At 71.3% G+C, this 19,080-nt stretch carries 18 protein-coding genes; 15 read left to right on the top strand and 3 right to left on the bottom strand.

Annotation, left to right across the window (positions count from 1 at the left end; all coding sequences use genetic code 11):
* The first annotated feature begins 218 nt into the window (after positions 1–218).
* Entirely contained in the window at positions 219–914 is a 696-nt protein-coding gene (locus AC6EH9_RS10280) for an HAD family hydrolase (RefSeq protein WP_498423130.1), read from the top strand.
* A 22-nt stretch (positions 915–936) separates the two neighbouring features.
* Here AC6EH9_RS10280 and aqpZ read toward each other — a convergent pair whose 3' ends face one another.
* On the bottom strand, positions 937–1,698 hold the full coding sequence (gene aqpZ, locus AC6EH9_RS10275) for an aquaporin Z (protein WP_498422798.1): 762 nt from the start codon (positions 1,696–1,698) through the stop codon (positions 937–939).
* 266 nt (positions 1,699–1,964) lie between these two features.
* On the opposite strand from aqpZ, the gene AC6EH9_RS10270 reads away from it, so the two are divergent.
* The 5 genes from AC6EH9_RS10270 (at position 1,965) to AC6EH9_RS10250 (ending at position 8,080) form a co-directional block, all read left to right on the top strand.
* Positions 1,965–3,593, top strand: coding sequence for an ABC transporter substrate-binding protein (locus tag AC6EH9_RS10270; RefSeq protein ID WP_498422796.1), 1,629 nt, complete (start codon positions 1,965–1,967; stop codon positions 3,591–3,593).
* A gap of 111 nt (positions 3,594–3,704) precedes the next feature.
* Complete coding sequence (locus AC6EH9_RS10265) at positions 3,705–4,733, top strand: ABC transporter permease (protein WP_498422794.1); 1,029 nt, start codon at positions 3,705–3,707, stop codon at positions 4,731–4,733.
* The gene (locus AC6EH9_RS10260; RefSeq protein ID WP_498422792.1) at positions 4,733–5,662 is read left to right on the top strand and encodes an ABC transporter permease; all 930 of its coding nucleotides are present in this window, start codon (positions 4,733–4,735) and stop codon (positions 5,660–5,662) included. Before AC6EH9_RS10265 ends, AC6EH9_RS10260 begins: the two co-directional genes overlap by 1 nt.
* The gene (locus tag AC6EH9_RS10255; RefSeq protein ID WP_498422790.1) at positions 5,659–6,747 is read left to right on the top strand and encodes an ABC transporter ATP-binding protein; all 1,089 of its coding nucleotides are present in this window, start codon (positions 5,659–5,661) and stop codon (positions 6,745–6,747) included. The genes AC6EH9_RS10260 and AC6EH9_RS10255 overlap by 4 nt, the downstream gene beginning before the upstream one ends.
* Before the next feature lie 7 nt (positions 6,748–6,754).
* On the top strand, positions 6,755–8,080 hold the full coding sequence (locus AC6EH9_RS10250; RefSeq protein ID WP_498422789.1) for an ABC transporter ATP-binding protein: 1,326 nt from the start codon (positions 6,755–6,757) through the stop codon (positions 8,078–8,080).
* Here AC6EH9_RS10250 and AC6EH9_RS10245 read toward each other — a convergent pair.
* On the bottom strand, positions 8,026–8,955 hold the full coding sequence (locus AC6EH9_RS10245; RefSeq protein WP_498422787.1) for a RecB family exonuclease: 930 nt from the start codon (positions 8,953–8,955) through the stop codon (positions 8,026–8,028). The genes AC6EH9_RS10250 and AC6EH9_RS10245 overlap by 55 nt on opposite strands.
* A 53-nt stretch (positions 8,956–9,008) precedes the next feature.
* Between AC6EH9_RS10245 and AC6EH9_RS10240 the strand changes: the two genes are divergently transcribed.
* The 3 genes from AC6EH9_RS10240 (at position 9,009) to arc (ending at position 13,021) form a co-directional block, all read left to right on the top strand.
* On the top strand, positions 9,009–10,154 hold the full coding sequence (locus AC6EH9_RS10240) for a site-2 protease family protein (protein WP_498422786.1): 1,146 nt from the start codon (positions 9,009–9,011) through the stop codon (positions 10,152–10,154).
* 136 nt (positions 10,155–10,290) lie between these two features.
* Positions 10,291–11,199: a tRNA (adenine-N1)-methyltransferase gene (locus tag AC6EH9_RS10235; RefSeq protein ID WP_498423129.1), complete on the top strand. Its 909-nt coding sequence runs from the start codon at positions 10,291–10,293 to the stop codon at positions 11,197–11,199.
* Positions 11,200–11,269: 70 nt separating this feature from the next.
* Positions 11,270–13,021 carry a proteasome ATPase gene (gene arc, locus AC6EH9_RS10230; protein WP_498422784.1) on the top strand — a complete coding sequence of 584 codons (1,752 nt, stop codon included), beginning with the start codon at positions 11,270–11,272 and terminating at the stop codon, positions 13,019–13,021.
* 7 nt (positions 13,022–13,028) lie between these two features.
* Here arc and AC6EH9_RS10225 read toward each other — a convergent pair whose 3' ends face one another.
* Positions 13,029–13,658 carry a class I SAM-dependent methyltransferase gene (locus tag AC6EH9_RS10225; protein WP_498422783.1) on the bottom strand — a complete coding sequence of 210 codons (630 nt, stop codon included), beginning with the start codon at positions 13,656–13,658 and terminating at the stop codon, positions 13,029–13,031.
* Positions 13,659–13,868: 210 nt separating this feature from the next.
* Here AC6EH9_RS10225 and dop point away from each other — a divergent pair, with 210 nt between their 5' ends.
* The 6 genes from dop (at position 13,869) to AC6EH9_RS10195 (ending at position 19,077) form a co-directional block, all read left to right on the top strand.
* On the top strand, positions 13,869–15,377 hold the full coding sequence (gene dop, locus AC6EH9_RS10220) for a depupylase/deamidase Dop (RefSeq protein ID WP_498422782.1): 1,509 nt from the start codon (positions 13,869–13,871) through the stop codon (positions 15,375–15,377).
* A 68-nt stretch (positions 15,378–15,445) separates the two neighbouring features.
* On the top strand, positions 15,446–15,643 hold the full coding sequence (locus tag AC6EH9_RS10215) for a ubiquitin-like protein Pup (RefSeq protein ID WP_498422780.1): 198 nt from the start codon (positions 15,446–15,448) through the stop codon (positions 15,641–15,643).
* A 41-nt stretch (positions 15,644–15,684) separates the two neighbouring features.
* The gene (gene prcB, locus AC6EH9_RS10210) at positions 15,685–16,482 is read left to right on the top strand and encodes a proteasome subunit beta (RefSeq protein ID WP_498423128.1); all 798 of its coding nucleotides are present in this window, start codon (positions 15,685–15,687) and stop codon (positions 16,480–16,482) included.
* A 12-nt stretch (positions 16,483–16,494) separates the two neighbouring features.
* Positions 16,495–17,328 (top strand): proteasome subunit alpha, encoded by an 834-nt coding sequence (gene prcA, locus AC6EH9_RS10205; RefSeq protein ID WP_498422779.1) that lies wholly within the window; start codon positions 16,495–16,497, stop codon positions 17,326–17,328.
* Positions 17,325–17,870 (top strand): NUDIX hydrolase, encoded by a 546-nt coding sequence (locus AC6EH9_RS10200; RefSeq protein WP_498422777.1) that lies wholly within the window; start codon positions 17,325–17,327, stop codon positions 17,868–17,870. The genes prcA and AC6EH9_RS10200 overlap by 4 nt, the downstream gene beginning before the upstream one ends.
* A gap of 229 nt (positions 17,871–18,099) precedes the next feature.
* Positions 18,100–19,077, top strand: coding sequence for a PDDEXK family nuclease (locus tag AC6EH9_RS10195; protein ID WP_498422774.1), 978 nt, complete (start codon positions 18,100–18,102; stop codon positions 19,075–19,077).
* Positions 19,078–19,080: the final 3 nt, after the last annotated feature.

The following is a 19,080-nucleotide window of genomic DNA, read 5'->3' as shown; positions in this document are numbered from 1 at the left end:
GTCGACGGGCGCGTGTGTGCAGGTCAGCGGCGTCGAGGTCTCGGCCCGGTTGAGAATCTCGCGGGTCTCCGCGCAACTGCGTCCTCGGACTTGGTGCCCGACGACTAGAACTCCCGACTGAGCCTGGCGGTCGGTGATGCGCCCCGTGGTTATGTCGGTGGCTGCTGCGCACCTGATACTGGGTACGGACATTCGCCTGACGAGCTCCGGAGGACCTTCTGAACACCGCCGAATCGGGAGAACCCGGAGGTCGGACCGGCCACGCCGAGTTCCCCCACGCCGTCCTGTGGGACATGGACGGCACCCTCGTCGACACCGAGCCGTACTGGATCGCCACCGAGTTCGAGCTCGCCGAGCGCCACGGCGGGAAGTGGACCCACGAGCACGCGCTGGAGCTGGTCGGCAACGACCTGATCAGCTCGGGGCGCTACATCCGCGAGCACATGGGCATCGACCTCGAGCCCTCGCAGATCGTGGAGGAGCTGCTCGACGGAGTGGTGGCCCGGGTCGAGCGCGAGGTGCCCTGGCGACCCGGCGCCCGCGAGCTGCTGGCGGACCTGGGCGGCAACGGGGTGCCGTGCGCCCTGGTCACGATGTCCTACCGGCGCTTCGTCGAGCCGGTGCTGGCCGCCCTACCGCCGGGGACCTTCGCCGAGGTCGTCACCGGCGACGCGGTCACCCACGGCAAGCCGCACCCCGAGCCCTACCTCAAGGCCGCCGGCGCTCTGGGGCTCGACCCGTCGTCGTGCCTGGCCATCGAGGACTCCAACACCGGCGCCCGCTCGGCCGAGGCCGCGGGCTGCCTGGTGCTGTGCGTGCCCAACCACGTGCCGATCCTGGAGTCCGAGAACCGGGTCTTCCGCGACACCCTGGTCGGCCTGGACGCCGCCGCGCTGCGCCGGCTGACGCTCTGACGCCGCGGCCGTCCGGGCGCGCTCAGCCCTCGGAGGCGCTGCGCAACGTGGACGCGGGCTCCTCGCGCCCGAGCAGGGCGCCGTAGCTGAGTCCGGCGATCAGCGCTCCGCAGATCGGCGCGAGGATGAACAGCCACAGCTGGGCGATCGCGTCGCCGCCGGCGAAGAGCGCGGGGCCGATGGAGCGGGCCGGGTTCACCGAGGTGTTGGTGACAGGGATGCTGATCAGGTGGATCAGCGTCAGCGTCATGCCGATGGCCAGCGGCGCGAAGCCCTTGGGTGCCCGGGTGTCGGTGACGCCGAGGATCACGTAGAGGAAGATCGCGGTCAGCACCACCTCGATGACCACGCACGCCAGCAGCGAGTACTCACCCGGCGACCGGTCGCCGTAGCCGTTGCTGGCGAACCCGGACTCCTCGGCGGAGAACCCGGCCTGCCCCGACGCCACCAGGTAGAGCACGGCGGCCGCGGCGATCGCGGCCACCACCTGTACGACGATGTAGGCGGGGGTGTCCTTCCACGGGAACCGCCCCCCTGAGGCAAGCCCGAGGGTGACCGCCGGGTTGAAGTGTCCTCCGGAGACGTGCCCGACCCCGTAGGCCATGGTCAGCACCGTCAACCCGAAGGCGAACGAGACGCCCAGGAAGCCGATGCCCAGGTGCACGTCGTCGTCGCTGAGGAACCCGGCCGCGAGCACGGCTGAGCCGCACCCGCCCAGGACGAGCACGAACGTGCCCAGGAATTCCGCTGCCAGCCGGTGCGTCATCGGGATGGGAGTCGACATCGTGCCTCCGAGGGGCTCGCGGACCGAGGACGCTCCCCGCTCCGGGTAGTCCTCAAGTGTGCACCTCGCACGCCCAAATGGCTCGGGTCCTGCTCCATCGAAGGGGTCCGCTCAACGGAGCTCCGTGTCCGGCTGTCGTGCAGATCGTTGCCGATTTGGGACCTGCCACCGGGGTTTCTCCCGTGGCGTGGCTCACACTGCGGCCAGTATGTTCCCCGAAACCGGTCTCATTCGGGCCCGGGTCCGAGTCAGTAAGGGGTCTGGACGTGAACCGCAGAAGGCATGCGATCGCGCTGGCGGGGGTGGGCGTGCTGATGGCGTCCCTCGTCGCCTGCGGCGGCGACGACGAAGGTGACGGCGGCAACGGCGACGGCGGGAACGGCGCGGGCGACGCCAGCGGCGCCCCCTGGATCCTGGGCACCACGGAGTCCGTGACCGCGATGGACCCCGCCGGGTCCTACGACTTCGGCTCGTGGAACATGCAGTTCAACATCTTCGAGCAGCTGGTCTCCATCCCCGCCGGGGCCGACGCGCCGGTGGGCGACGCCGCGGAGTCCTGCGACTACGACGACGCCGAGACGGTGACCTGCACCCTGCGCGAGGGGCTGAAGTTCTCCAACGGCAACGAGCTCACCTCCTCGGACGTGAAATTCTCCTTCGAGCGCAACATCGCGATCGCCGACCCCAACGGCTCCTCGGTGCTCCTCGGCGCGATCAGCAACGGCGACGAGAAGAAGCCGGCGCTGGCCGAGGGCGCGATCGAGACGCCCGACGACACCACCGTCGTCTTCCACCTCAACAAGCCCGACACCACCTTCCTCAAGGTGCTCAGCACGGCCACGGCCTCGATCGTGGACGAGGAGACCTTCCCGGCGGACAAGCTCCTGGGCGACGCCGAGGTGATCGGCTCCGGCCCCTTCAAGCTCAGCCAGTACAAGCCCGGCGAGCAGGCCGTCCTCGAGGCCAACGCCGAGTACGACGGCGAGCGTGCGCCCAAGAGCTCGCAGATCTTCGTGCAGTACTTCGAGGACGCGGCACCGCTCAAGCAGGCCGTCGAGTCCGGCCAGGTCGACGTGGCCTGGCGCACCCTGAGCCCCACCGACCTGAACTCCCTCGAGGAGGGCGGCAAGGTCGATGTGCTGCACGGCGAGGGCTCGGAGTTCCGCTACTGGGTGTGGCAGTTCGCCAACCCGGTCGCCAAGGACGTGGCCACCCGGCAGGCCGTCGCCCAGATCATCGACCGCGAGGCGATCGCCCAGGACGCCTACGACGGCACCGTCGAGCCGGCGCAGTCCATCGTGCCGCCCGGGTTCGGTGGCCAGAAGGACTCCTTCGAGGAGAAGTACGGCGAGCCCGACGTGGAGGCCGCGAAGAAGCTGCTCAGCGACGCCGGCATCAAGACCCCGGTGAAGCTGACGCTCGGCTACACGCCCACCCACTACGGCCCCAACGCCGTGGACGAGGCCAACGAGCTCGCCGCGCAGCTCAACGACAGCGGCCTGTTCGAGGTGACCACGCAGGACGCCGAGTGGGAGGAGTACCAGACGCTCTACAAGGAGGGCGCCTACGACCTGTTCATCCTGGGTTGGTACCCCGACTTCCTGGACGCCGACAACTACCTCACCCCGTTCCTGCGTGAGGGCGGCTTCTACGCCAACAACTACAACAGCGAAGAGGTCAACGCCCTGCTCGACCAGGAGCTGGCCGAGACCGACGAGGGCACCCGCAGCGACCTGATCGGGCAGATCCAGGACATCGTGGCCGAGGACGTGCCGCTGATCCCGTCCTGGAACGGCCAGAACGTCGCGGTGGCGAGCTCGGAGATGGAGGGGGTCGAGGAGACGCTCGACCCGACGTACATCTTCCGCTTCTGGGGCATCTCGAAGAACAGCTGATCACCTGGGGGAGGAGGGCGCGCGCTGCGCCCTCCTCCCTCGCCCTTGTCCCACCCGTCCCACCCCGCCCCACCGTGCGTGTCCTGGCCGGCACGCCCCAGAGGAGTGATCTTGAGTTCCGCATCGGGCTCGCTGCCGCGCTACGTGATGGTGCGGCTGGCCCTCGTCGTACCGATGATGTGGGTGCTGCTCACCGTCGTGTTCTTCCTGCTCCGCGTGGCGCCGGGCGACCCGGTCTCGGCCGCTGTCGGCGGGAAGCTGAGCGAGGACGCCCTGGACGCGCGCCGGGCGACGCTGGGCCTGGACCGGCCGATGCTGGTGCAGTACCTGGACTACCTCGGCGACGTGGTCCGCCTCGACTTCGGCAACACCATCAGCGACAACCGCCCGGTCCTGGACCTGATCAGGGACCAGGGCGGCGCCACCCTGACCCTGACCCTGGGCGCCTTCCTCTTCGCGCTGCTGATCGGCCTGCCGCTGGGCCGGCTCGCCGGACGCTACCGCGACTCCGCGCTGGACGCGACGATCCGCGTCTTCGGGGTGGTGGCCTACGCCGCGCCGATCTTCTGGGTCGGCATCATGCTGGTCATCCTGGTGGTGAACCTGTTCCCCGGCTGGCCGACCTACGACATCGCCTCGGTGGTCACGAAGTTCACCACCGAGCCGAAGACGCACATCCTGCTCGTGGACACCATCCTGGCCGGTGACGGCGCCGCGACCGTCGACGTGCTCAAGCACCACCTGCTGCCGTGCCTGACCCTCGGCCTCCTGCTGTCCGGGGTGATCATCCGGCTGGTGCGCATCAACGTGATCCAGGCGATGAAGGGCGACTACGTCGAGGCCGCCCGCGCCCGCGGCATCGCGGAGGGCCGGGTGATCCGCAAGCACGCCTTCCGCAACGCGCTCGTCCCGGTGATCACCGTGATCGGCCTGCAGATCGCCCTGACGCTCTCCGGCGCGGTGCTCACCGAGCGCACCTTCAACTGGCCGGGGCTGGGCACCTCGCTGATCGACTACATCACCGCCCGCGACTACATCGCGGTCCAGGGGCTGGTGACGTTCTTCGCGATGATCGTGGTGCTCGTCAGCGTCGTCGTCGACATCATCAACGCCCTGGTCGACCCCCGAGTGAGGTACTGATGCGCACCCTCCTGCGGACCGTCTGGAACACCAAGGGGATGGCCCGGTGGATCTTCTTCACCGGCCTGCTGATCACCGCGGTGTTCGTGGTCTTCGCGGTCTTCGCGCCCTGGATCGCCCCCTACGACTTCAACCAGAGCACGGCCGACGGTTCCAAGCTGCCCAAGCTCGCCGCCCCGTCGGGCGAGCACTGGCTGGGCACCAACGACCAGTTCTACGACATCTACTCCCGGGTGGTCTGGGGGGCGCGGACCGCGCTGGAGGTGATCGTGCTGGCGGTGCTCCTGTCCGCCGTCGTCGGGGTGCCGCTGGGGATCCTCTCCGGCTTCATCGGCGGCTGGATCGACCGGATCCTGGTCTTCCTGATGGACGCCATGTACGCCTTCCCGGCGCTGCTGCTCGCGATCGTCTTCTCCTTCCTGCTGCGCGGCCCCCTCGGCGGGGGCATCGTGGCGGCGGCCCTGTCGCTGACGGCCGTCTACATCCCCCAGTACTTCCGGGTGGTGCGCAACACCACCGTCTCGGCGCGCGAGGCGACGTACGTCGAGGCCGCGCGAGCGATCGGGGCGCCCCCGTTCACGATCATGCGCAAGTACCTGTTCGGCAACGTGGTGCAGTCGGTGCCGGTGCTCGGCACGCTGAACGCCGCCGACGCGCTGGGCACGCTGGCCGCGCTCGGGTTCCTCGGCCTGGGCATCCAGTCCAACGAGGCCTCCGAGTGGGGCTACGACCTGAGCCGCGCCCTGGATGACGCCGCCGCCGGCAGCTGGTGGCCGGCGCTGTTCCCCGGCCTGGCGATCGTGCTGCTGATCACCGCCCTGACGCTGGTCGGCGAGGGCCTCAACGAGACGGTGAACCCCGCGCTGCGCCGGCGCAGGCTGCGCCCCGTGCAGCTGCCGGCGACCGACGACACGAAGGTGACCCCGTGAGCGACCTGACTCTCACCTCCGACTCCGGCTCCGCCCCGGAGACCGGTCCCGACGCCGACCCTGTGCTCGACGTACGTGACCTGCGGGTCTGGTACGGCACCGAGCGCGGCCCCGTGCAGGCCGTGAACAAGGTGAGCTTCGAGATCCGCAAGGGCGAGATCCTCGGTCTGGTCGGGGAGTCCGGCTGCGGCAAGTCCACCCTGGGCCGCGGCCTGGTGGGTCTGCTGCCCGACGGGGCGGTGCGCGACGGCGAGCTCCACTTCCGCGGGCGCGACATGCTCTCGCTGCGCAAGAAGGAGCAGCACGCGATGCGGGGCAAGGACCTCGCGATGATCTTCCAGGAGCCGCTGACCCGGCTCAACCCGCTGATGCGGATCTCGGAGCACTTCGCCGAGACCCTGCGCACCCACGTGAAGGGGATCAGCAAGGAGGAGATCGAGCAGCGCTCGATGGAGGCGCTGCGGCTGATGGGCATCCCGCCCACCCGCTACCGCGCCTACCCGCACGAGTTCTCCGGCGGCATGCGCCAGCGGGTGATGATCGCGCTCGCCCTCGTGCTGCGCCCGGCCTTCGTGGTCGCCGACGAGCCGACCACCGCCCTGGACGTGCTGGTCGAGGCGCAGATCATCCGCATCCTGCACGACCTGCGCAGCACCTACGAGACGTCGCTGCTGCTGATCACCCACAACCTCGGCATCATCGCGGAGGCCTGCGACCGGGTCGCGGTGATGTACGCCGGGGAGATCGTGGAGATCGGCGACGCCCGCGAGGTCTTCTCCCGCCCCCAGCACCCCTACACCCGTGAACTGCTGCGCAGCACCATCTCGCTGCGCACCACCGGCCTGAACTTCATCGACGGGGCCCCGCCGGACCTCGTGGAGCCCCCGTCGGGCTGCTACTTCCACCCCCGCTGTCCCGACGCGATGCAGGTCTGCGCCACCCGGCACCCGGTCCAGCGCGTGCACGACTCGGGCACCCGCGCCGCCTGCTGGGCCGCCGACCTGCGCGACGGCCAGGTGGACCTCACCGACCACGAACGCGCACCCCTGGTGCGGGAGGAGATCTCCGTTGCCGACGAAGCCTGAGCCACCCGTGACCACTCGCGTGGAGACGCGCTCGGACGCCGTCGTCGACGTCCAGGACCTCTCCGTGCACTTCGAGCTGCGCGGCGGCGCGCTGAGCCGGCTGCTGGGCCTCAAGACGCGTGCGGTGAAGGCCGTGGACGGCGTCTCCTTCAACCTCCGGCGCGGCGAGGTGCTCGGGCTGGTCGGGGAGTCCGGCAGCGGCAAGTCCACGCTCGGCCGGGCGCTGCTCGGGCTGGTGCCGGCGACCAGCGGGAGCATCACCTACCACGACGCCGGGCGTGGGGAGCGGGTCGTCTCCACCATGCGGGGCCGCGAGCTGCGCGAGCTGCGGACCAACCTGCAGATGGTGTTCCAGGACCCGCACGCCGCGCTGAACCCGTCGATGACCATCGAGGACGCCGTCGGACACCCGCTGGTGATCCACAAGATCGCCCAGGGCGAGGAGCTGCGCCGACGCGTGGCCCACGCCCTGGAGCGGGTCGGGCTGGCCCCGGTGGAGCGATTCCTGTCCAAGTACCCCTCGGACCTGTCGGGCGGGCAGAAGCAGCGGGCGGTGATCGCGCGGGCGATCATCCTCGACCCCGAGGTGCTCGTCGCCGACGAGCCGGTCTCGATGCTGGACATGAGCGTGCGCGCCAAGATCCTGCAGCTGATGCTGGACCTCAAGCGCGACCTGGGACTCACCTACATCTACATCACCCACGACCTGGCCAGCGCCAAGTACTTCTGCGACCGGATCGCGATCATGTACCTGGGTCGCGTGGTGGAGATCGGGCCGACCGAGGAGATCTTCCGCAACCCCCGCCACCCCTACACCAAGGCGCTGCTCAAGGCGATCCCGGAGCCGGACCCGGAGCTGATGGTGGCCCGCGACCTGCCCCGCGGGGAGATCCCCGACGCGGCCAACCCGCCGCTGGGCTGCAGCTTCCACCCGCGCTGCCCCGAGGCGACGCCCGCCTGCGGGTGGGAGGCGCGCGACCTCAAGACGCTCCTCGAGGAGCACTGGACCCGCCGCCCGGAGGCCTTCGAGGCCGAGCAGTCGCTGGTCGGCAACCTCGAGGTGCTGGACCGGCCCAGCCAGGTGGCACGGCTCGGGCGCGGCGGCGCCGGCGAGGTCCGCGGGCTGCTGGAGCGGATCCGCGCGGAGAACGCCGACGAGCCGCTGTGGGGAGGGGTCGACCGGATCGAGGACCACGGCGCGGGAGTGGACGTGCACTTCCACGAGGGGGTGGACCCGCGGCTGCGGCGGGCGGGCACCGTCGACGTGGCCTGCGTGCTCTACCCGACGCCGGACTCGCCGCCGGACCCGGTGAGCGGCACCGGCGCCGACTGAGCCACCTCCACCACGGCGGCCTCGGGGGTGGTCGGGGGCAGCGGCGGGGGAGTGCCCCCGAACTCGGGGCAGAGCGCCTGGTGGGCACACCAGGCGCACAGCGCGCTGCGCCGCGGCTGCCAGTCCCCGGTCTCCTCCGCGTGGCGGATCGCGCGCCAGATCGCCTCCACCTTGCGCTCGGTGGCCAGCAGCTCGGCCTCGTCGGGCACGTGGCGCAGGATCTCGCCGCTGCCCAGGTAGACCAGCTGCAGCATCGCCGGGACCACCCCGCGGGTGCGCCACAGCACCAGCGCGTAGAAGCGCATCTGGAACAGCGCCTTCGCCTCGAACGCCTCGCTGGGGGCCCGGCCGGTCTTGTAGTCGACCACGCGCACCAGCCCGTCCGTGGAGACGTCGAGCCGATCCACGAACCCGCGCAGCAGCAGGCGCGAGTCGAGCACCGTCTCGACGTACAGCTCCCGCTCAGCCGGCTCCAGGCGCCGGGGGTCCTCCAGGGTGAAGTAGCGCTCCAGCACCTCGCGGCACCCGGCCAGCCACCCGGCCAGCTCCGGGCCCTCCTCGCCGAGCATCGCGGCGAGCTCGGGCTCGGCCTCCCGCAGGCCCGCCCACGCCGGATCGAGCATCCGGGCGGCCTGCTCAGGGGTGCGCTCGGCGGCCGGCAGGTCGAAGAGGTCCTCGAGCACCTTGTGCACCACGGTGCCGCGCACGGCGTCCGGCGAGGGCGGCTCGGGGAGCCGGTCCACGGTGCGGAAGCGGTAGAGCAGCGGGCAGGTCAGGAAGTCCCCGGCGCGGCTGGGGGAGAGCGCGCCGAGCACCTCGACGCCGTCGACCGGCGTCGAGACCAGATCCGCTGGGGAGTCGTGCGGGGCGCTCATGGCAAAAACCCTAGGCGAGGGCGCCGACAGTGCGGTCGGCTAGCCTCGGCAGCGTGCCTCCTGAAGCCCCCAGCTCCGCTCCGCACCGCCCCCCGGGAACCCTGCGGATCGGCACCATCGCGGGCAGCGACGTCCTGGTCTCCTCCTCGTGGTTCCTGATCGCCGGCCTGATCGCGGTGGTGATGGCGCCCGCCATCGAGCAGGCACAGCCCGGCCTCGGCGCCTGGAAGTACGTCGCCGGAGCGACCTTCGCCGTGGTCCTCTACGGATCGGTGCTCCTGCACGAGGCCTCCCACGCGCTGATGGCGCGCCGCCAGGGCTTCGCCGTACGCGCCATCACCCTGCACTTCCTGGGCGGCGCGACCGAGATCCAGGGCGAGTCGCGCACACCGCGCCAGGAGTTCCTGATCGCCGTCGTCGGCCCACTCACCTCGATCGCGATCGGGCTGCTCGCCCTCGCCGCGGTGCCGGTGACCCCGGACGGGCTGCTGCGCCTGGTGCTGCAGGGGCTGATCGTCGCCAACCTGCTGGTGGGCGTGCTCAACCTGGTTCCCGGCCTGCCCCTGGACGGGGGGCGCGTGCTCAAGGCGGCCGTGTGGCAGCTGACCGGCGACATGCACCGGGGCACGGTCGCCGCCGGATGGGGCGGGCGCCTCGCCGCGCTCGCGGTGCTGCTGTGGCCCGCCGCGCAGCCGGCCGTGCTGGGTCGCGACCCCGACGTCTTCGACTACGTGATCGCGTTCGTGATCGCGCTCTTCCTGTGGACCGGGGCGACCGCGTCGATCGCCTCCGCCCGGATGCGGGCACGGCTGCCGCAGCTGGTGGCCCGCGACATCGCCCGCCGTACGGTCACCGTGCCCGACGACCTCTCGGTGGCCGAGGCGGTACGCCGCGCGCAGGAGGCGCAGGCGGGCAGCGTCGTGACCGTCGCCGGCACGGACACGCCGGTGGGGATCCTCAGCGAGGCGGCCCTGCTCGCGACCCCCGAGGAGCGGCGTCCCTGGCTGCCGGTCTCCAGCATCTCGCGCAGCCTCGAGGCCGGGCTCACCCTGCCCGCCGGGCTGTCGGGGGAGCAGCTGGTGGTCGCCCTGGGGCGCACCCCGGCGTCGGAGTACCTCGTCGTCGACGACGACGGTCGGTTGTTCGGCGTGCTCAGCACCGCCGACGTCGATAGGGCGTTCCGCAGCACCCGCCGATAGTCTTCCGCGCATGCTCGAGGACACCCCGGACCCCCAGACGACGGACCAGGAGGCTCCCGACCAGGAGGCCCCGGACCAGCGCGCGCCGCACGAGAACGCTCCCTGGGAGGACGTCGCCCCCGAGGCCTGGTCGGGGGTGCACCGCGGTCCGCTGCGCGAGGGCGAGTGGGTGCGCCTGGTCGACCAGAAGGGCCGGCGCCACAACATTCGCCTGGAGGCCGGCAAGAGCTTCCACACCAACCGCGGCGGGATGGCGCACGACGACCTGATCGGGCGCGACGAGGGGTTCACCATCACCTCGACGGCCGGCGGCCAGTACCTCGTGTTCCGCCCGCTGCTCTCGGAGTTCGTGGTCTCGATGCCCCGCGGCGCGGCGGTCGTCTACCCCAAGGACAGCGCCCAGATCGTGGCGATGGCCGACATCTTCCCCGGCGCCCACGTCGTCGAGGCCGGCGTCGGCTCCGGCGCGCTCACCTGCTCCCTGCTGCGTGCCGTCGGCCCGCACGGGCGGGTCACCTCCTACGAGCGCCGCGAGGAGTTCGCCGACGTGGCCCGGCGCAACGTCACCCAGTTCTTCGGCGGCGACCACCCGGCGTGGAGCCTCGAGCTCGGCGACCTGGCCGAGGCGCTGCCGGCCTCCGGCGCCCGCGTCGACCGGATCATCCTCGACATGCTCGCGCCCTGGGAGTGCGTCGACGCGGTCGCCGGCGCCCTGGTGCCCGGCGGCATCGTGTGCGCCTACGTGGCGACCACCACGCAGCTGAGCCGGATCGTGGAGACGCTGCGCGCCCACGGCGGCTTCACCGAGCCGCAGGCCTGGGAGTCGCTGGTGCGCGACTGGCACGTCGAGGGGCTGGCCGTGCGGCCGGGACACAAGATGATCGGCCACACGGCGTTCCTGGTCACCGCGCGGCGGATGTCGGCCGGCCAGAGCGCCCCGGTCAAGCGTCGACGCCCCGCTCCCGGCGCCTACGGCGTCGACTACAGCGGTCCCCGCCCGGCCGACCTGCCCCCGCAGGTGGTCGAGGAGCCCTCCTGGGACTGACGCCGCGCGCGTCCCTTCCGTTCCTGGAGGACAGCGGTAGGGTCGCTGGAACACACAGGAGGTGACGCTCATGTCGGCATCGGACAGTGCTTCCAACTTCGGTCGCGGCCGCGAGGAGCTCCTCAGCCAGGTGCGGTTCCTGGAGGCGGAGGTCACCGACCTGCGCCGGCGCCTCGCTGACGGCCCCGCTCACTCACGGGGCATCGAGCTCCGGCTCGCCGACACGCAGCGCTCGCTGGCGGCGGTCACCAGCCAGAACGAGCGGCTGGCCCACACGCTGCGCGAGGCCCGCGACCAGATCCTCAAGCTCAAGGAGGAGGTCGACCGGCTGGCGCAGCCGCCGGCTGGCTTCGGCACCTTCCTGGCCCGCAACGACGACGACTCCGTGGACGTGTTCACCGGCGGGCGCAAGCTGCGGGTCAACGTCAGCCCCTCGGTCGAGCTCGACGAGCTGCGCCGCGGCCAGGAGGTGATGCTCAACGAGGCGCTGAACGTGGTCGCCGCCTTCGACTTCGAGCAGGTCGGCGAGGTGGTGATGCTCAAGGAGCTGATGGCCGACGGCGACCGGGTGCTGGTCATCGCCAACGCCGACGAGGAGCGCGTGGTGCGCCTCGCCGAGCCGCTGCGCACCGAGACGCTGCGCGCCGGCGACTCGCTGCTGCTCGACGCCCGCGCCGGCTACGTCTACGAGAAGGTGCCCAAGTCCGAGGTCGAGGAGCTCGTCCTGGAGGAGGTCCCCGACATCGACTACTCGCGCATCGGCGGGCTGGTCGCTCAGATCGACCAGATCCGCGACGCGGTGGAGCTGCCCTACCTGCACCCCGAGCTGTTCCTCGAGCACGAGCTCAAGCCGCCCAAGGGCGTCCTGCTCTACGGGCCGCCCGGCTGCGGGAAGACGCTGATCGCCAAGGCGGTGGCCAACTCGCTGGCCAAGAAGGTCGCCGCCCGCACCGGGCAGGAGGGGAAGTCCTACTTCCTCAACATCAAGGGCCCCGAGCTGCTCAACAAGTACGTCGGGGAGACCGAGCGCCACATCCGGCTGGTCTTCCAGCGGGCCCGGGAGAAGGCCAGCATGGGCACCCCGGTGATCGTCTTCTTCGACGAGATGGACTCGCTGTTCCGCACCCGCGGATCGGGCGTCTCCTCCGACGTCGAGAACACCATCGTGCCGCAGCTGCTCAGCGAGATCGACGGCGTCGAGGCGCTGGAGAACGTGCTGGTCATCGGCGCCTCCAACCGCGAGGACATGATCGATCCGGCGATCCTGCGGCCCGGGCGGCTGGACGTGAAGATCAAGATCGAGCGTCCCGACGCGGAGTCGGCACGCGACATCTTCAGCAAGTACCTGACCTCCCACCTGCCGCTGCACACCGACGACCTCGCCGAGTTCGGCGGCGACCGCGAGGCGTGCACGGCCGGGATGATCCAGGCCACCGTCGAGCGGATGTACACCGAGACCGAGGAGAACCGCTTCCTCGAGGTCACCTACGCCAACGGCGACAAGGAGGTCCTGTACTTCAAGGACTTCAACTCCGGGGCGATGATCCAGAACATCGTGGACCGCGCGAAGAAGATGGCGATCAAGGACCTGCTCGAGCACCAGCAGAAGGGCCTGCGCGTCCAGCACATGCTCCAGGCCTGCGTCGACGAGTTCAAGGAGAACGAGGACCTGCCCAACACCACCAACCCCGACGACTGGGCGCGGATCTCGGGCAAGAAGGGCGAGCGGATCGTCTTCATCCGCACGCTCATCACCGGCAAGCAGGGCACCGAGCCCGGCCGGTCCATCGACACCGTCTCCAACACCGGCCAGTACCTCTGAGCCGCGGTCAGTCGGCCGGGCGCACCGCCCGGCCGACCGACCCGAACGTCCACGGCCGCAGCAGCGCCGGGCCCGGTAGGTAGAGCTGCTCCAGGTCGACGACGTCGAAACCCGCCTCGCCCAGCAGGGCCGGGACGTCGCGGGTCAGGTGGCAGCCGGCGAAGGCCCGCCGCTGGAACGGTTCGAGCCGGCGCTGCCAGCCGCGCACGGCGTCGTCGGGCGCCTGCCCGTGCTCGAGGAAGTGCAGCGCACCGCCCGGCGCCAGCACCCGGCGCACCTCGGCCAGCGCACGCAGCGGGTCGGGGATCGTGCACAGCGTGAACGTCGAGAGCGCGCTGTCGCAGGACCCGGTCTGCTCGGTGAGCGACTGGCCGTCCAGTCCGGAGCGCTGCACGGACACGCCGCTGGCGGCGCGCCGCGACGCCGAGCGGCGCCACCCCAGGTGCGAGGGATCGACGGCCGCGACCTCGCTCACCGCCTCGGGCAGCCAGGCCAGGTTCAACCCCGACCCGAAGCCCAGCTCCAGGACCCGGCCGCGCAGCCCCCGGCACACCCGCCGGCGCCAGGTCGCCACCTCGTCGCCGCTGAGCGAGGCGTCGGTCAGCCGGGGCACCACGTGGTCGGTCCAGGCACCCATCCGGCGCTCCTCGGTGAGTCGTTGTTGAGCCATCCCCACGGTAGTTCGTTTGCCCCGTGGCAGACACGGGTAGGTCGCCCACGGATGCCGCGGGCTACCGGCGGCCGGGAGGAGGCTGGACTCGTGCTCAAGATCCTGGCGATCGTCCTCGTCGTGCTCGCGATGCTCTACGTCACCAAGATGGTGATGAGCCGTCGGTAGGCTCTGTCCATGAGCGTGCGCCGCGTCATGGGAACCGAGGTCGAGTACGGCATCTCCGTGCCGGGTCAGCCCAGCGCCAACCCGATGGTCGCCTCCTCGCAGGTCGTCAACGCCTATGCGTCGGCCACCGTCAAGGCCCGTCGGGCGCGGTGGGACTTCGAGGAGGAGTCGCCGCTGCGCGACGCCCGCGGCTTCGACCTGTCGAGGGCCGCCGCCGACGCCTCGCAGCTCACCGACGAGGACCTCGGCCTGGCCAACGTGATCCTGACCAACGGGGCCCGGCTCTACGTCGACCACGCGCACCCGGAGTACTCGACCCCCGAGGTCACCACCCCGCTCGACGTGGTGCGCTGGGACAAGGCCGGCGAGCTGGTGATGCTCGATGCGGCGCGGCGCGCGGGGCAGCTGCCGAACGGCTCGCCGATCGTGCTCTACAAGAACAACACCGACAACAAGGGCGCCTCCTACGGCACCCACGAGAACTACCTGATGCGGCGCGCCACGCGCTTCGCCGACATCGTGCGCCACCTGACGCCGTTCTTCGTCAGCCGCCAGGTGGTCACCGGCGCCGGGCGGGTCGGGATCGGGCAGGACGGCCGCGAGCACGGCTTCCAGATCAGCCAGCGCGCCGACTACTTCGAGGTCGAGGTCGGGCTGGAGACCACCCTGAAGCGGCCGATCATCAACACCCGCGACGAGCCGCACGCCGACCCCGAGAAGTACCGGCGCCTGCACGTCATCATCGGCGACGCCAACCTGGCCGAGATCTCGACGTACCTCAAGGTGGGCACCACGTCGCTGGTGCTGGCGATGATCGAGGACGGCTTCATCGACCGCGATCTCAGCGTCGAGCGGCCCGTCGCGGCGCTGCGCGCGGTCTCCCACGACCCGACGCTGCGCCACCTGGTGCGCCTGAACGACGGCCGCACGCTGACCGCGGTCCAGCTGCAGATGGAGTACCTCGACCTGGCCCGCAAGTACGTCGAGGACCGCTACGGCGACCAGGTCGACGCGCAGACCGCCGACGTGCTGGCCCGCTGGGAGTCGGTGCTGACCCGCCTCGAGCAGGACCCGATGCTGTGCGCCGGGGAGCTGGACTGGGTGGCCAAGCTCAAGCTGCTCCAGCAGTACCGCGACCGCGACGGGCTCGACTGGGACGACGCCAAGCTGCACCTCATCGACCTGCAGTACGCCGACATCCGCCCGGAGAAGGGCCTGTACCAGCGTCTGGTCCGCGCCGGGCGCATCGAGCGGCTGCTCGGGGACGCCGAGGTCGTCGAGGCCATGCACGAGCCGCCGCACGACACCCGGGCCTTCTTCCGCGGGCGCTGCCTGGAGAAGTACGCCGCGCACGTGGCCGCCGCCTCCTGGGACTCGGTCATCTTCGACCTGCCCGGTCGCGAGTCGCTGCAGCGGATCCCGACCGTCGACCCGCTGCGCGGCACCCGGGCGCACGTCGGGGAGCTCCTCGACCGCTGTGAGAACGCCCAGCAGCTGATCTCGGCGCTGACGCGCTGAGTCACCGACCCCCAAAGCTCACCGACCCTGGATAGGGTCGGTGGCGACCCCTCACCAAGGAGGACCCCGTGGCCCAGGAGCACAAGCAGCCCCGCAAGTCGACCGAGAGCGAGGCGAAGGCCGAGGAGGCCGTCGAGAGCGACGTCGCCGAGCGCAAGGAGGCCCTCGACGACGACGTGGACGCCATCCTCGACGAGATCGACGACGTCCTGGAGACCAACGCCGAGGACTTCGTGAAGTCGTTCATCCAGAAGGGCGGCGAGTGAGCTCAGTGAGCGACAGCCCCCGCCTCCCCGCGGCCTACCTGATGCCCGGGACGTCCTCGTTCTCGGACTTCCTCGCCGACCAGGCACCCGACCTGCTGCCCTCGCGTCGCGCCGTACCTCAGGGCAACGCGGGCGACCTCGCGCCCCACGGCACCACGATCGTCGCGGCCACCTTCCCCGGCGGGGTGCTGATGGCCGGTGACCGGCGGGCCACGATGGGCAACATCATCGCCCAGCGCGACATCCAGAAGGTGTTCCCCACCGACGAGTACTCCTGCGTCGGCATCGCCGGCACCGCCGGGCTCGCGGTGGAGATGGTGCGCCTGTTCCAGACCGAGCTCGAGCACTACGAGAAGATCGAGGGCACCACGCTGTCGATGGACGGCAAGTCCAACCGGCTGGCGGCGTTGATCCGCTCCAACCTCGGGATGGCCATGCAGGGCCTGGCGGTGGTGCCGCTGTTCGCGGGCTACGACCTGCACACCGAGCAGGGGCGGATCTTCAGCTACGACGTCACCGGCGGACGCTACGAGGAGACCGCGTTCCACTCGGTGGGGTCGGGCTCGCTGTTCGCCCGCGGGTCGCTGAAGAAGCTCTACCGCGACGACCTCACCGCCGAGGAGTGCGTCACGGCCGCCCTCCAGGCTCTCTACGACGCCGCCGACGACGACTCCGCCACCGGTGGGCCCGACATCGCGCGGCGGATCTTCCCCGTGGTGCACGTGGTGACCGCCGACGGGGGCCGCCGGCTGCCCGACGACGAGGTGGCGACCATCGCCGACCGCGTGATCGCCGGGCGGATGAACCGCCCCGATGGCCCCTCCGCGGGCCTGGTCTGAGAGGGAGCCACCATGAGCATGCCGTTCTACGTCTCGCCCGAGCAGATGATGAAGGACCGCGCCGACTTCGCCCGCAAGGGCATCGCGCGCGGCCGGTCGGTGGTCTGCGTGCAGTACGCCGACGGGGTCCTGTTCGTCTCCGAGAACCCCTCCGAGGCGCTGCACAAGGTCTCCGAGATCTACGACCGGATCGCCTTCGCCGCGGTCGGGCGCTACAACGAGTTCGAGAACCTGCGCATCGCCGGGGTCCGGCTGGCCGACATGCGCGGCTACGCCTACGACCGGGGCGACGTGACCGGGCGGGGCCTGGCCAACGCCTACGCCCAGACGCTGGGCACGATCTTCTCCAGCGGGGGCGAGAAGCCCTACGAGGTCGAGCTGTTCGTCGCCGAGATCGGTCACGCGCCGGCCGAGGACCAGATCTACCGGCTCACCTACGACGGGCAGGTCGCCGACGAGCACGGGTACGCGGTGATGGGCGGCGCCGCCGACGTGGTCGCGGGCCACCTCAAGGAGCACTACCGCGAGGGCGGCTCGTTGCAGGACGCCGTGCGGCTCGCGGTGGCGGCGCTGGGGCACTCGGAGTCCAACGACCGGGTGATCCCGATCGAGGACCTCGAGGTGGCCGTGCTCGATCGGACCCGCAGCCAGCCGCGCAAGTTCGCCCGGCTGCGTCCCGCGCGGGTCGTCGAGCTGCTCGGCGAGCGCGGCGCCGTCTCGCCCTCCGAGGCCGGCGACGACACGCCGGCCACGGGCGGTGCCGACACCCCGGCCACGGGCGGGCCGGACACGCCGGTGGCGCCCCCGGTGGCCCCCGAGATCGACCCGGGTGACCCGCTGTCGTGACCGAGCTGCCGCCGGCCCGGCCCGACTGGGTGCCGGTGGGGGAGGACCGCGTCGCCTACGACGGCTTCGTCCGGGTCCTGCACCGCCGGCTGCGTCTCCCCGACGGGCGCGAGGCGCTGTGGGACATCGTCGACACGCCGGCCACCGTCGCCGTGCTGGCGCTCACCCCCGACGACCACGTGGTGATGGTGCGCCAGTACCGGCCGGGCCCCGCCCGCCAGGTCCTCTCCCTGCCCGGCGGCATCGTCGACCCCGGCGAGGACCCCGCGAGCGCCGCCGCCCGGGAGCTGCGCGAGGAGACCGGCTACGGCTGCGAGCGCGTCGAGGTGGTCGCCTCCACGATGTCCGGCAACGGGACGGGGCCCCGCTACGCCGCGATCGCGCGGGGCTGCGTCGCGTCGTACGACCAGCGCCTCGACGAGTTCGAGGACTGCGAGCCCGTCCTGCTCGACCTGCCCACCCTGCGCGCCGAGCTGCGCGCCGGCCGTCTCGGCGTCACCGAGCAGACCTACCTGGCCCTGGACCACGCCGGCCTCCTCTGACCCCTCGCACGCTCCGCCCCGCAGGCTCGGCCCCGCCTCGCCTCGCACGCTCGGCCCCGCCGTTTGGTCCCCAACGGATGACTTTCGGCGCCTCCCGATGCCGTTTGTGACCAATCGGCGTGTGTACGAAACCGCCCGGCGGCCGTGGGCGGCTCGACGTGAGGATCGTTATCCACAGGGTGGGGGTTGGGGGTGTCGGTGGGTGCGGGTGAGACCGATGCTCGCCTGTATGAACGAGGAACCAGCAGCCGACATCGGGGCCGTCCGCGGCGACATCCGGGCGGTCGGCTACCGCCGGGTGGGACACGGCCTGTACCTGCCGGTGCTGCCCGGGGCCGGGCCCGAGGAGGAGACGATCCGGGAGCTGCACGCGTGGCGGTTGGTACTGCCCCAGGGCGCCGTCTTCACCCACCTCACCGCCGCGCGGCTGCTGGGCTGGAGCCTGCCGCGGCTGCCCGAGCGTGTCCCGGTCTTCGCGGCCGTGCAGCACGATGACCCGCGCCCCCGGCGCCCCGCGCTCGTGTGCTCTCGGCTGGCCCGCGCCGCCGAGGTCCAGGAGCATCGAGGGGTCCCGATCGACACGGTCGAGGAGATCCTGCTGCGTGCCGCCCGAGACCTGTCCCTGCTGGATCTCGTCGTCCTGGTGGACGCCGCCCTGCACGCCGGACACACCACCCCCGAGCGCCTGCTGGCACTGTGCAACGCGGCGCCGCGTCCCGGCGTACGGCGACTGCGCCGCGCGGTGCGCTTGTCCGACGCGCGCTCGGAGTCGGCGTGGGAGACGCTCCTGCGGATCTTCCACGTCCTGGTCCGGATCGCGGTCGAACCACAGTTCGAGGTGTTCGACGACGACGGCCTGTTCGTCGCCCGCGCGGACCTGCTGGTCGTCGGCACCTGGTTCCTCCATGAGTACGACGGGGGTGTGCACCGCACGCCGGAGGTGCAAGCGGCCGACCTGCGCCGCGAACGTCGCCTCAGCGGCACGCCGTACCGCCGTCGCGCCTTCACCGCCGACGAGCTCCTCAACCGGCCCACGAGCGTGCTCCAGGAGATCGACCACGCCCTCGGGCGAAAGCACCTGCCCGCCCGGGTCCAGCCCTGGCGGCGGCTGGTGGGGGAGTCCTGCTGGTCGCCGGCGGGCAGGGCTCGCCTGGAGAACCGCTGGCGGAAGGTCAACGGGGTCCCCGATTGGGCACAGACGGCATGACTC

It is taken from the genome of Nocardioides sp. Z21_20 (assembly GCF_059766585.1).
Note: the sequence above shows the minus strand (reverse complement) of the source record. Positions and strands in the feature narration are given on the sequence as shown.